The organism is Luteolibacter sp. Populi (genome assembly GCF_040801775.1).
Taxonomy (GTDB): Bacteria; Verrucomicrobiota; Verrucomicrobiia; order Verrucomicrobiales; family Akkermansiaceae; genus Haloferula.
Window position 1 is genome coordinate 6023808 of sequence record NZ_CP161812.1, and the last position, 12512, is coordinate 6036319.

The following is a 12512-nucleotide window of genomic DNA, read 5'->3' on the forward strand; positions in this document are numbered from 1 at the left end:
AAATTATGAATTCATCGGACTTCAACCGCTACGACGAGCCAACCCGTCGCCGCTTCATCTCGAACGCCGCCAAGATGTATCTCGGCGTCAACCTGTTCCCGATGCTCGGCTCGACCGTGGCCTCCGGAGCGCCGGCCGCCCCCGCCACCGCGAAGGCGAAGAGCGTCATCTACCTCTACATGTCCGGTGGCATGAGCCACCTCGACACCTTCGACCCGAAGAAGAAGAAGGAGGTCATGGGCAAGACCGAGGCGATCCCGACCAAGGCCACCGACATCATGATCGGCAAGTGGTTGCCCAAGACCGCCGACGTGATGGACAAGGTCTGCGTGGTCAATTCCATGACCTCGCGCCAAGGTGCCCACGAACAGGGCACCTACATGATGCACACCAGCTACGACATGCGCGGCACGGTGAAGCATCCTTCCCTCGGTGCCTGGGTCATGATGCTGGGCGGCCGCCACAATCCGGAGATCCCGGGCTACGTGGCGATCGATTCCTCGCAGGAATACTCCGGCGGCGGCTTCTTCGGCGCGAAATACGCCGCTGCCCCGATCGGCAGCCCGACCGACGGCCTCCAGGATACCAAGAAGCCCGGCGCCGTTTCGCAGGCCGACTTCGATAGCCGCCTCTCGCTGGCGGACCGCCTCAACAAGCAATTCCACGGCCGCTATCAGAATGCCGACGTGAAGGCCTACGAGGAGCTCTATCAGGAAGCCATCAAGCTGATGAACAGCAAGGACCTGAAGGCCTTCAACATCAAGGACGAGCCCGCCGCGACCCGCCAGCTCTACGGAGAAGGCCGCTTCGCCCAAGGCTGCATGCTGGCCCGCCGCTTGGTGGAGCACGGCGTGCGCTTCGTGGAAGTCCAGCTCGGCGGCTGGGACACTCACTACGACAACTTCGCGTCCGTGGAAGGCCGCTGCAAGGAACTCGACGGTGCCTACGCCGGCCTGCTGAAGGACCTCGAAAAGCGCGGTATGCTCAAGGACACCTTGGTCGTTGTCGCCACCGAGTTCGGGCGCACGCCGGAGATCAAGACCGAGCATAACGACGGTCGCGATCACCACCCTGCAGCCTTCTCCTGTCTGCTGGCAGGCGGCGGCGTGAAGGGCGGCTACAAGTACGGCGAGACCGACCCGAGCGGTGAGAAGGTGAAGGACAAGCCGGTGACCCCGCAGGACTTCAATGCGACCATCGCCTACGCCCTCGGGGTGCCGCACGACCAGACCATCATGTCGCCTTCGGGCCGCCCCTTCAAGTTCGCCGACAAGGGCGTACCGGTGGCGGATCTCTTCGCGTGATCTTGCACCGAGTGTTTTTCCAAGCGCGTGTCTCCGCAAGGGGACACGCGCTTTTCTTCATTGGAAGGAGCCGATCTCGAAATTGTTAGTGGCCCGGGACCCGCCAGTTGTTACAAGCTCCCGCAGCTTTTCCCCGATTTCCCGTTCTTGACTCCCATCCGTCCGCGCGCATGCACGTCCAATTCAATTGCCCCCAATGCGGGATCGCCATGCAGGCTTCCGTCGAGAGTAGCGGCAGCAGCGTCCAATGCCCGGAGTGCAGCGCGCAGTTTCAAGTGGAGGCCCAGATTCCGGTCGTCCCCGTGGTGCAGGCGCGCGTCGTTCCCGCAGTGGCGGCACGGCAGGTCCAACAGACGCACCCGCAGCCGCCTCTCCGCGGCCGCCCGGCCCCCGTACCCGTGACGGCACCGCGCCCCCGGAAATCAGGAGCTTCCAAGGAAAGCACCATGCTCTTCCTCGGTCTGGGCTGCGCCTGCGTCCTGCTCGTCGGCCTGATGGCCTGGATGAGTTCCGCCGGCAAGAAGCTGGCAGAACCACCACCGCCACCCGCCGAGGGGCCCGGTGCCTTGACCACCTCCATCGCTCCGCCCAAGCCGGAGCCACCGCCCGCACCCGAGGATCCGGAGAAGGTCCGGATGGACGCGGAGCTCAAAAAAATCAAGGACGCCCTCGCCGCCCGGGAAGCACGCGATGCGGAAACGGCCCAGCAGGAGAGACAGCGGGAGCGCGCCAAGCAGCAGGCGGAAATGGATGAAGCCCTCGCTTACTTCACCTCGAATTTCTTCGGCGGCGACGAGAAGGCGGCCGCGGCCTTCCTCGAGATCCAGAACGACGTGATGTGGGGCGTCTCGAACCTGATTAATGATCAGGACCCCGCGAACGACTTCAAGAGCAAGGAGGACTTCGAGGACTACGTGGTCGGGCGCCTGCTCGTCCGCTTCGAGAAGAACGACGTGCTGAGCCAGTGGATGAAAGTTCACCAGCGGGAGCCGCGCAAGTTCGTCCAGGAGCTGATGCGGACCCAGCCGAAACGGCCCGGCTCGGGAGCTCCGGACAACGCCTTTGATTTCAAGAAATACGCCTCCTGCGGGTCCGGCTTCTGGATCTCCGCCGATGGCTGGATCCTCACTAACGAACACGTCGTGAGCGACGCCAGGGAGGTCGACCTCCGGCTCCACGATGGCAAGATCATCCAGGCTAGGGTCGTCAAGACCGACGAGGCCAACGACCTCGCCCTGCTCAAGACGACCCATTCCCCGGCGTCCTGGCAGGCCGTATCCAAGGGTGCCAGCGATCTCCCGCTCGGCCGCACCGTCTTCACCGTCGGCTATCCCGATCCCATGGTCCAGGGCGTGGAGCCCAAGTTCACCGATGGCCGGATCAGCGCCGCCTCCGGCATCAGCGACCGCAAGGACAGCTATCAGACCACCGTGCCGGTGCAGCACGGGAACTCCGGCGGTGCGCTCGTCGACTTCTCCACCGGCTGGGTGGTAGGCGTCATCAATGCGAAGCTGATGGGCAGCAACGGTGCCTCCGCGGACAACGTCAGTTATGCCATCAAGGGCAATGTCGTTAGCGCCTTCTTCGAATCCGTCCCGGAAGCGAAAGCCGCCGCCGTGAAAGCCCCGCCGAAACCCGTCGCCAAGGGCAACGAGCGCGACGTCATCGACCGCGCCACCGCCTCCTCCGTCCTCATCCTCCGCCCGCGCTGATGCGTTGCTCCGGGATGAAAGCGAAGCGTCGTTCCTCCTCACGATACCTCTGGCCACTGATTCCGATGGTAGTGGCCACGCTATCTTCCTGCTCGATCTCCACGCCCGACCCGTCTCCAACCGCGGCCAAGTGGACCGAGGCCTGCTCATCCTGTGGTGAGAAGCATGACTACGCCCACACCTTCGATGCCCTCGATTACGAGGTGATCGCCGACTACGCCGCATTTCTGAAAGTTCCCCCTCGGGTCTATTGGAAAGCGCCGCACGGTCCCGAGCCTTCGTGCGACTCCTCCTACGCGGGTCTATCGTGGTCGCGTCTTCATGAGGACATGCCGGAACTGAAGCGCGCTACCTTTGAGAGCTTTCTCAAGCGCAACCGCCCGATCCCTGCGCACTCCGTGAAAAGCTGGCAGGTGCCAGGCGGGGCGGAGATCAAGATCGATGCGGGTAAGCGCAGCAGTCGTGACGCCTTGCATCTGACCCGGGCGGGCTTCGATCCATCGGGCCGGCAAGCGCTGATCTATCCCGGGCAAGGAGTCATGGTCCTGCTGAAAAAGCAGGACGGCAAGTGGGTGCTCGCGGCTACCATGATACTATGGATCTCGTAGCATCCGCGCATTAAGGACAGGGCCTTGCCCGCGCCGCGGGCCTACCCCTCCATCGTCGCCGCCGTCACCACTCCCAGCGCGTGATCATCCGGCGTCCGGAAGTACCTCTCCCTCCCCGAACCCGGCGATCTCACGATCCAGCACGATCCGCCATTGTCGCGGTTTACGAAGACCATCCCGCCGCGCTCCAGCACGTCGATCCGCGCCCGCTTGCCCTGCGGCGTGACCCAGAATAGCTCCACGATCTCGTGCAGCGCATTCGCCACCACCACCGTGTGCGGCTCGCCCTCGTGATCTTCGTCCGGGCTTGATGCGACCCCGCCGATAGGCAGCCATTCGACCGGCTTCCGCTCGGAAACCTGGCAGAGCTGGGCCAGCTCGGCATCGCTCAGCGCGGCCTGGTTCCAAGCCTTGCGGAATTGCAGCGGCGTCCAGCCGAAGGCCTTGTTGAAGGAGCGGATGAATTGCTCGCGGCTGTTGAAGCCGGACGCGCGCGCCACATCCATGACCGATTGCCCGCTGCGCATCAGCAGCGCGCGGGCGAGCGTCAGGCGGTGCATCGTCAGGTGCTCGGCGAAGCCGGCCCCGGTGGTCTCCTTGAGAATGCGGATCAACTGGCGCGGGCTCTTGGCGAAGCGCTTGGCGGCATCGCCCAGCTTCACCGACTTCTCCAAATTCGGTCGCAGCCACTCGTGAAGCTGGGTCACGAGCTGGTCCTTGCGTGGCGAGCGCTTCGTCCCGCGGTCAGGCCCGGCGGCGGCAGCAGCGGCCTCGCGGGTCAGCGCGGCCAGACGCATCGCCGCGGCCACGATCACCAGATCGCGCGACCAGCGTTCGCCGGACTGACCTTGGAAGGCGGACTGCGCCTCGCCGGTCAGCTCGCCGATCTGCTGGTAAATCACCGGATCGACTGCGCCCACCACCATCGGCTCGCGGCCGGGCAGCTTCAGGCGGATCGTGCCCAGGCCCGGCTCGATCGCCAGCAGGTGGCCGGGCCCGTTCGGGATCCGGCCTTCCTGCTCGGCCCAGAAGGAAACCTTCACCGGTCCCAGCCCGTTTTCCCAGCGGTAGATGAAGGCGGGCCCGTTCAGCGTGATCGCGCCATTGGCCGCGGACTCCACGGGAACCACCTTCCACGCCTGCAACTCGGCCCACTGGGGACCCGCTGCATCGAGGACGGTGAGGATATCGTGATCGGCACTATTGGACATGTTTTGACTCCGCTGTGGGGGGCTCTGAAACGAGTGACCCGATAAGACTCAACTGTTCCGCCTCCTCATGGCAACTGCCGGGAAAGACATTTTTCGACGGTTTCCGAGCGGAGCCTGTGCCAAGTGGAAGCCTCTCCGTGTCTTGCATAGGGCAGGGGAGGGCCCCGCCGGCGTCAAGATGTCGTTGATCCTCACCGCTCCGCCCCATGCATGCATAAGGAGCAGCGACCTTATTGTCGCTGGCACCGGACCGGCACCCAGCCACAGAAATGCCCCTCCTCCCTAAACCTCCCCCAAAGGCACGACCACCCCTGCGACCCGCCGCGGAAGCTCTCCCTTGCCACTTGGTCCTTCTTACTTGGAACTTCAGCTCTCCCCCTCGTGGGTCCCGGCGGCATGCGCTGCGGATGGCCCCATCCCGATTCCCGGGATCACCCGGCGGACCAGCTTCTTCAGGCCGCTTTCGCCCGCTTCCAGTTCGCCTTCCGCCTGGCGCACCGCCTTTTCCCACGCCGGGGCGAAGCCCGGAGCCTGCTCGCGCATCAGGCGCACCGCGCTCTCCGTGATCTGCGCGTGGCGCAGCTCGGCCTTGCCCGGCTTGTTCTGCAGGCTGGCCAGGCTGACGCGCAGGTTCTCGTTCTGGCGGCGGTGCTCATCCAGATCCTTTTGCAGCGCATCGTTGCCGGAGGCATTGATCTTGAGCTGGGTATTGAGGTGCCCCTGCAGCTCGCGGAGCTCGTTCTCCAGCTTGCGGACATCCTTGCCCAAGCGGCGGCGGGCGGAAAACCCCGACTTCCATGCCACGGCGGCGACGGCCAGGCCGGTCCCGAGACCGCCCACGAAATACCAATTGATTTGTTCCCAGATGTCCATGGTTTGCAAAAAAGTGTGTGGGGAGGGTGCGCTGGTTCAGCGTCAGCGCTTCGGCTTCTTGTCGTTCTTATTCTCGTTCGCCGCCGGTGCCGGCGGCACGGCGGGCTTGGTCGCTCCCAGCGCGGCGATCACGCGTTCGGTCAGGTCGTTCGGCGTCTTGGCGTAGAGCATCAGCGGCACACCCGTATTCGAGATTCCTGAACTGTCGAATACCCAATCGAATCCTTCTTCCTTCGCGATCTTCTCCGCGGTGCCGTGGATCAGGTTCAGGCGCCCGCGGATGCTGCCGACCATCTCCGCATTCAGGGCCTGCTGCTTCTCCGTGCTGAAGTTCTGGAATTCCTCCTGCAGCGACTTCGCCTCCTGCTGCTTCAGCATGTACTCGCGCAGCAGCTTCTTGCGGGTCTCCGCGTCGATCGATGCATTGTCACTCAGCTTGCTGCGGCGCAGTTCAAGATCGGCGATCATCTCGTCGAGCGTGACCTTGCGCTTGTCCTTGCCGATCGCCTCGCGCTTGACCTTGTAATCGTCGTTCGCCTTCGCCGTGCTCTCGAGTTTCAGGAGGATGTCATTGACGCGCACGGTCGCGACGCGTGGCGGCGCAGCCCCCGCGGGGATCGTCAGCGCGAGCAGCGCAAGGGTGGCGACCAAGCTTTTCATCTCCGGCGGAAATCATGCACGCCCCCCCCGGCACTGTCCAGCGCCCCGAAAAAGGCCCTGCGGTCATCCGCGCCCCCTCGGCTGGTTCCAGGAAAATGAACCGCCAAGACGCCAAGATCGCCAAGTTCCTGAGTAATGGAATGCCGGGCCTTCTTTTCCTGCCTTCCCTGAAAACTGAAAACTAGCAAACTCCTCCTGCCTTTCCCCCGCGCCCCTCTCTGCGATCTCCGCGCCTCCGCGTTTCGTTCCCTCCCAAAAAACGTTTCTAACTTGGCGCTCTTTGCGTCTTGGCGGTTCATTCCTGCTTTCTTATCCGTCACCAATGCCGCGTTTCCCGAGTCTTTCCTGAAGACTCCGGCAAGACCGCAGCGCTAGGATTCTCCCAGTGAACCCTCGCAAGAACCGCGTGGTCATTCTCGGCGGCGGGGTGATCGGATTGTGCTCCGCCTACCACGTCCTCCAGCGCGGTCTCGACGTCACCGTGGTCGAACGCGAGGCGGCTGGCGGCGACAACTGCTCGATGGGCAATGCCGGGATGATCGTCCCCAGCCACTTCATCCCCCTGGCCGCTCCCGGCATGATCTCGAAGGGCCTGCGCTGGATGTTCAATCCGGAGAGCCCCTTCTACGTCCGTCCGCGCATCGACCTCGACCTCGCCCGCTGGGGCTGGCTCTTCTACCGGAACTCCACGGCCAGGCATGTCGCCCGCACCCGCGAGCTGCTCCGTGACCTCAATCTCGAAAGCCGCCGCCTCTTCGAGGAACTCTCCGCGGAGGAAGACTTCGGCCTCCAGAAGCGCGGCATGCTCATGCTCTGCAAGACCGCCAAGGGCCTCGATGAGGAAGCCCATGTCGCCGACGAGGCCCGCGGGATCGGGCTTGAAGCGCAGGTCATCGATGCCGCCGCCGCCGCACTGCTCGACCCGGACATCACCATGGACATCGCCGGCGCGGTCTATTTCCCGCAGGACTGCCACCTCGATCCCGCCCGCTTCATGGCCTCCCTTCGCAAGCGGGTCATCGCCCTCGGCGGCCAGATCGCCAGCGGCGTGGAGATCGACGCCATCGAGACCCAGTCTGGAAAGATCACCGCCCTCACAGGAAACGGACAACGCTTCGAGGGCGATGAATTCGTCATCGCCGGCGGCTCGTGGACCGCGGTCTTGTTAGAGAAGGCAGGCATCAAGCTCCCCCTGCAAGCGGGCAAGGGCTACTCGCTCACCCTTCCAACACCGCCCGAACTCCCGCGCATCTGCTCGATCTTCGTCGAGTCCAAGGTCGCCATCACCCCCATGAATGGCAGCCTGCGCTTCGCCGGCACCATGGAAGTCGGCGGCCTCGATCTCTCCATCAACTCCCCGCGGGTCCGCGGCATCATCAAGTCCGTCCACGCCTACTACCCGAAGTTCTCGGAAAAGGACTTCGAGGGCATCAAGCCCTGGGCCGGCCTCCGCCCCGTTTCGCCCGATGGCATCCCCTACCTCGGCCGCAGCCAGCGCCTCTCCAACCTCATCGTCGCCGGCGGCCACGCCATGATGGGCCTCAGCCTCGGCCCCGTCACCGGCCGCCTCGTCGCCGACCTGTTAGCCAGCCACCCGCCCTTCCGGCCCATCGGACAAATGTCCATGGACCGCTTCGCCTGAAGCAAGTAGCGCGGCTCTCCAGAGCCGCGAATATTCACGTCCACCCCATACTGTAATTCAGGATTCTCCCAACCGTCCTCCCTGACCGACAGGAGGGTCTGCCAGTCCATGGACAGCCCCATCCCGAAATCGCCGCCGTGATCCTTGAATCCTTACAACGACGCGACTCATCCCAAAAAATAGGGCCGGAACGTTTCTCTAGGGGGGGAAGAAGAAACGTTCCGGCTTTTTGCTTCTGCCGACGAAGGGGGGGCGGAAGCAGTTGCCCGCGCGGGGGCACGGGCGAACGGGGTGCGACTAACTGTGCCCGGGCAGGCTCCGCCACATGGGGCTTCCGGCAACGTGAGGATGACATTGTCCGGAGGCGCGGCGAAGAGAGCCCGGGCACCTAAGAGTCGCGCCGCGAAATCCTGGGGGACGATGACGACCTGGCATCTAAAGCGTGGGCCGGAGACGCGGGGGCGCTCCTTACCGATGTCGGTTTCCCTTGGGGGATCACCAAGGCTCCGCCGGGAGCCAAACCAAATGCCTTTGCGATCGTTCTCATTCCAAATTCAAATGTAGGGGCATTAAGCGAGGGGCTGCTGCCCTCTGTCCTTCGTGCCGGACAAGGCAAGTCTTTCGCATCCGCCATGCCACCTTCCTCGGCCTGCAGGAACCCTTTACAATCAAGCTAGATTGCTTGGAGCTGCGTAGAATGCCCGCCCCTCGCTGATTGCACTCCGCCTCTAACAGGAGGGCAGAATGCAGTAGCATGCTAGCAGCACCCGTTTCAATTCTGTTAGATTCGGCGAAGGGCCGGAATCGCCCGGCAAAACCGGTCCACAAGAAGCCGTCGTGTAGGGAATGAGTCCTTTCAAACGCTTCCGCCGCACCCGCTTCAAGCCGCCTTTCAATAGGTCCGCCTGCTCTGGTTCTACACAGGGTCCTGCGGAACCTGACGAAATGATCTAACAGATCGCCACATGCCAGGAACGTGTTCCGAGTAAAAGGCAGGGACCGCTCTCCGAGCGGTCAGGCTGGTGGCGCTTTCCCTCTAAGACCGGCTTGGTTGCGAGGCTTCCGGCCGTCCCCAGCCTGACCTTTCGGAGAAAGATCCCTGCCTTCGCCTCTGAGACGCCGCGATCAGGTATCAGACGTGGATCACCGAGTCCTCTTTCGCAAACCGCACCTTGGCCAGACCCGCGTAAGCGTCGGTCTCAGCCCGGTAACCGATGGGACAGATGACCACGCTTGTCAGTCCCTTGTCCTTGAGACCCAGGATGCTGTCGTATTGATCGGGCGCAAAGCCCTCCATCGGGCAGGCATCGATGCCGAGCAATGCCGCGCTCGTTAGCAGGTTTCCCAGCGCGATGTATGCCTGGCGCGCGGCCCATGCCTGACGGGCCGGCGCGTCCATCGCATTGACGATTCCTCCGAGAAGCATGCCGCGAAATTGAGCGAGCGATTCAAGCGGGACACCCCGGACCTCCGCGATGCGCTCGAGGTGGGCATCGACATCCGCCTCTCCGAAATTCGTCTTCGCCGTGAAGACGACCAGATGCGAGGCATCTTTCACCTGCGCTTGTCCATAGGAAGCCGGGACCAGCTTTTCCCGGATAGCCGGGTCGGTGACGACGATGAATTTCCCGGGTTGCAAGCCACCGCTGGAGGGTGACAGGACCAGCGCCTCTTCCAAGGCGGACCAGTCCTCCGGGCTGATCTTGCGCTCCGGATCGAATTGCTTGGTGGCATAGCGCCAGTTGAGTCGTTCAAGGAGGCTGGCGGTCGTGATCGTGTTGGCAGGGCTGCTCATAGGCCGTCATCGTACCGGAGATCCGCAGCGCCGGGTAACGTTCATTCGTCATTGCCGTGATGCAGGTTTTGCATCACGGTGGACGCCGTGCTCCTGCAACTCCGATCGTTTTTGACCGTCATCGAAGAGGGCAGCCTGCACCGGGCGGCCGCCCGGCTGAGCATCTCCCAATCCGCCCTCTCCCGGCAGATGCAGGCGCTGGAGCATGAGCTGGGAGGACCCTTGCTGGAACGGAGTTCGACCGGAGTCCTGCCCACGGCGGGAGGGCGCGCGCTTGCGAAACGAATGGGGGGCTTCCTCGCGCACTACGACCAGAACCTCCAGGCGGTCCGCAGGATCATCCGCGGCGGGGCGGGAGAACTGCGGATCGGCTATCTGGCCTCCGCGTTTCACGAGTATCTCGAACCGGCACTTAAAAAACTGCGGAGCCTCCACCCTGAAACGAAAGTGAAGCTGCTGGACCTCTTTCCCGGGGAACAGATCACGGCACTCCGCCAGGGAGAGATCGACCTCGCTTTCATCGAGGACATCGGGAGCCTTCCCAGGCGGGATTTCCAAACCAAGAAAATCGCCGTGATCAAAAGCCTTGCGAGTCTTGCGGAAGACCATCCCCTCGCTTCCCGGAAACGGCTGAAGATCGCGGATTTGAAGAACGAAACCTTCATGGTGGGTTCCGAGTCCGAAGTGCCGGGCATCCGTAGCCGCCTGATCCGCCTCTGTCGGATCTATGGGAACTTCAGGCCGAAGATAGTGGAGGTTCCCGGCGGCATTTCCGAGGGCTTCTCAGCGGTCGCCAATGACGGGGTTGTCGGCATCTTTCCCGCCTTCTTTCGCCACATGAAGCGGCCAGGGGTCGTGATCGTCCCGATCTCCGACGCCGAAGCCACTTGGAATATCTTTGTAGCGTGGCAGAAGAACCATACCGCGGAACCCTTGCTGGCACTGGTCGCCTCCCTAGCCTCCGCGGAGTAGCAAACCCGCATCCCCCGGATTCACCCCTGCATCTTCTTCCGATACGCCAGCGGGCTGATCCCTACCGCCTGCTTGAACTGCCGCGAGAACGCCGATTGATCCGAATACCCGCAACCCAGCGCGATCTGTGCGATCACCTCGCTCGTCTGCGCCAGCCGGTCGCACGCCGCATCGATCCGCACCTTCACCAAGTACTGCCCCGCCGTCACGTGGAAGAGTGAACGGATCCGCTGGTCGAACTGATAAACCGACAAGCCCGCCATCTCCGCCAGATAGGGCAGCCTCAGCGGCTCCTCGAAATGCTTGTGGATGTGGTCGATCGCTTTCGACATCGCCGCGAAATCCTCCTGCCGGTCGTGCGGCCCGTGAAGATCGCGCGAGATCCCGCAGACGCCCACGATGCTGCCATCCTTCGCGCGCACCGCTTCCTTGAAGGTCAGGCACCAGCCGCGGCGACCGCCGGCATAGAGGTGCAGTTCCAGGTGATCGCGGATCCCGTGGCCCGTCTTGAGGATCTCCTTGTCCTGCGTCGCGAAGCCCTCGCCCAGCGGTGGCGGGAAGAGCTGCTCCGCCGTCAGGCCGATCGCAGATTCCTTGTCCTTCAGCCCGCAGCGCGTCGCCAGGGTCTCGTTCACCGCCATGTAGCGCCCGTGCGCGTCCTTCACGAAGAACACGATATCGGGCACGGCATCGAAGAGGCTGTCCACCGGAGGCATCCCATCCAGTGAATCCAGAAAGGTCCTGCGGAGTCTGGCGGCGGGTGTCATCATCCGCAGCCAGCATGGCATTTCGCCGGGCCATGCGGCGAGATGGAAGTTCCCCCGCCGCGAGAATTCCGCCTTTCCATCTCCGCTCTACTTGCTCGGGCCACGGTAGAAGAACATGTCCGGCTTGCCGTTGTGCAAGATCACATTGCCTTCGGGTGCGAGCGTGAGAGTCGCCTTCCCGCCGCCATTCCAGTGGATCTCCAGAATATTCGGCGCGGGAGTTGCGTATCGTTCGCCGTTCCATCTGCCGTCGGTCGTGAAAGTTACGATCTTGTCCTGATACTTCCAGCGGGTGCCCGCAAGATCCGTCTGGAGATTGAGCACCGGGCCACCGATGCTCGAGATGATCCGCTTCTTCTCCCGGTCGATCTGCTCTGCCAGTTGCGCATCGTCCTTCGCACCGGAAATTCCGTTCAACCCGGCAACGTAAATCGAGTTGAGCTTCTTCGCACCCTTATCCACATCTTCGTCTGATTTGGCAATCGCCTTGATCAGCGACCTGCGCGCCCCGAGCAACTTCCGTGGCAGCTCTGCCGGCACCGCCTCCGGGAGCGAATCCGTCTTCGCTCCCGCCCGTTCGCTGGTGATGAGTTCCACGCCCTTGGCGTCACTCTTTTCGACGATCTCCTTCTCCACTTGGTCCAGCACCACGAGATAGGAGTCACGCGCGAAGCTGTTGGTTTTCTCCGCATCTTGCAAAAGCTTCGTGACGCCCTCCTTGTGCTTCGCCGCCAGCGGCACGATTGCAGGATTGAGTTCGGGCGCACCTTGGATGGTGCTCAATGAAACGAGCAAAAACGGAAGGGTCTTGAGGAATGCTTTCATAGGGGACACCGGGATATGACAAGTGGTTACCACCCGCCCTCGCCACCGACCAACGCAAAATCGCCTGCGGGCGCTTGCCGCAATACGGGATTTCATGTCTGTCGGCAGCTTCCCGCTCCCGCCTGTGCCATTTAAGGATGCCC

General features: G+C 63.1%; 11 protein-coding genes. 5 read left to right on the forward strand and 6 right to left on the reverse strand.

Going from position 1 to position 12512, the window contains the following annotated elements:
• The first annotated feature begins 5 nt into the window (after window positions 1-5).
• From ABWK72_RS24460 to ABWK72_RS24470, 3 genes are all read left to right on the forward strand, one after another.
• The gene (locus ABWK72_RS24460) at window positions 6-1304 is read left to right on the forward strand and encodes a DUF1501 domain-containing protein (protein ID WP_367872198.1); all 1299 of its coding nucleotides are present in this window, start codon (window positions 6-8) and stop codon (window positions 1302-1304) included.
• A 209-nt stretch (window positions 1305-1513) separates the two neighbouring features.
• Window positions 1514-3016 carry a trypsin-like peptidase domain-containing protein gene (locus tag ABWK72_RS24465; protein ID WP_367872199.1) on the forward strand — a complete coding sequence of 501 codons (1503 nt, stop codon included), beginning with the start codon at window positions 1514-1516 and terminating at the stop codon, window positions 3014-3016.
• A gap of 71 nt (window positions 3017-3087) precedes the next feature.
• Entirely contained in the window at window positions 3088-3624 is a 537-nt protein-coding gene (locus ABWK72_RS24470; RefSeq protein WP_367872200.1) for a hypothetical protein, read from the forward strand.
• A gap of 41 nt (window positions 3625-3665) precedes the next feature.
• Here the strand turns inward: ABWK72_RS24470 and ABWK72_RS24475 are convergent, their stop codons facing one another.
• From ABWK72_RS24475 to ABWK72_RS24485, 3 genes are all read right to left on the reverse strand, one after another.
• The gene (locus tag ABWK72_RS24475) at window positions 3666-4835 is read right to left on the reverse strand and encodes a helix-turn-helix transcriptional regulator (RefSeq protein ID WP_367872201.1); all 1170 of its coding nucleotides are present in this window, start codon (window positions 4833-4835) and stop codon (window positions 3666-3668) included.
• Between the two features lie 366 nt (window positions 4836-5201).
• Window positions 5202-5708, reverse strand: a complete 507-nt coding sequence (locus ABWK72_RS24480) for a hypothetical protein (RefSeq protein WP_367872202.1) — start codon at window positions 5706-5708, stop codon at window positions 5202-5204.
• Window positions 5709-5750: 42 nt separating this feature from the next.
• Window positions 5751-6368 carry an OmpH family outer membrane protein gene (locus ABWK72_RS24485; RefSeq protein WP_367872203.1) on the reverse strand — a complete coding sequence of 206 codons (618 nt, stop codon included), beginning with the start codon at window positions 6366-6368 and terminating at the stop codon, window positions 5751-5753.
• 385 nt (window positions 6369-6753) lie between these two features.
• On the opposite strand from ABWK72_RS24485, the gene ABWK72_RS24490 reads away from it, so the two are divergent.
• Entirely contained in the window at window positions 6754-8010 is a 1257-nt protein-coding gene (locus ABWK72_RS24490) for an NAD(P)/FAD-dependent oxidoreductase (protein WP_367872204.1), read from the forward strand.
• Between the two features lie 1132 nt (window positions 8011-9142).
• On the opposite strand, the gene ABWK72_RS24495 is transcribed toward ABWK72_RS24490, so the two are convergent.
• Window positions 9143-9805 (reverse strand): NAD(P)H-dependent oxidoreductase, encoded by a 663-nt coding sequence (locus ABWK72_RS24495; RefSeq protein ID WP_367872205.1) that lies wholly within the window; start codon window positions 9803-9805, stop codon window positions 9143-9145.
• 78 nt (window positions 9806-9883) lie between these two features.
• Between ABWK72_RS24495 and ABWK72_RS24500 the strand changes: the two genes are divergently transcribed.
• Window positions 9884-10777 carry a LysR family transcriptional regulator gene (locus tag ABWK72_RS24500; RefSeq protein WP_367872206.1) on the forward strand — a complete coding sequence of 298 codons (894 nt, stop codon included), beginning with the start codon at window positions 9884-9886 and terminating at the stop codon, window positions 10775-10777.
• A 20-nt stretch (window positions 10778-10797) separates the two neighbouring features.
• Here the strand turns inward: ABWK72_RS24500 and ABWK72_RS24505 are convergent, their stop codons facing one another.
• Together ABWK72_RS24505 and ABWK72_RS24510 are read right to left on the reverse strand one after the other, a co-directional pair.
• The gene (locus ABWK72_RS24505) at window positions 10798-11547 is read right to left on the reverse strand and encodes a helix-turn-helix domain-containing protein (protein ID WP_367872207.1); all 750 of its coding nucleotides are present in this window, start codon (window positions 11545-11547) and stop codon (window positions 10798-10800) included.
• Window positions 11548-11631: 84 nt separating this feature from the next.
• Window positions 11632-12369, reverse strand: a complete 738-nt coding sequence (locus ABWK72_RS24510) for a hypothetical protein (RefSeq protein WP_367872208.1) — start codon at window positions 12367-12369, stop codon at window positions 11632-11634.
• Window positions 12370-12512: the final 143 nt, after the last annotated feature.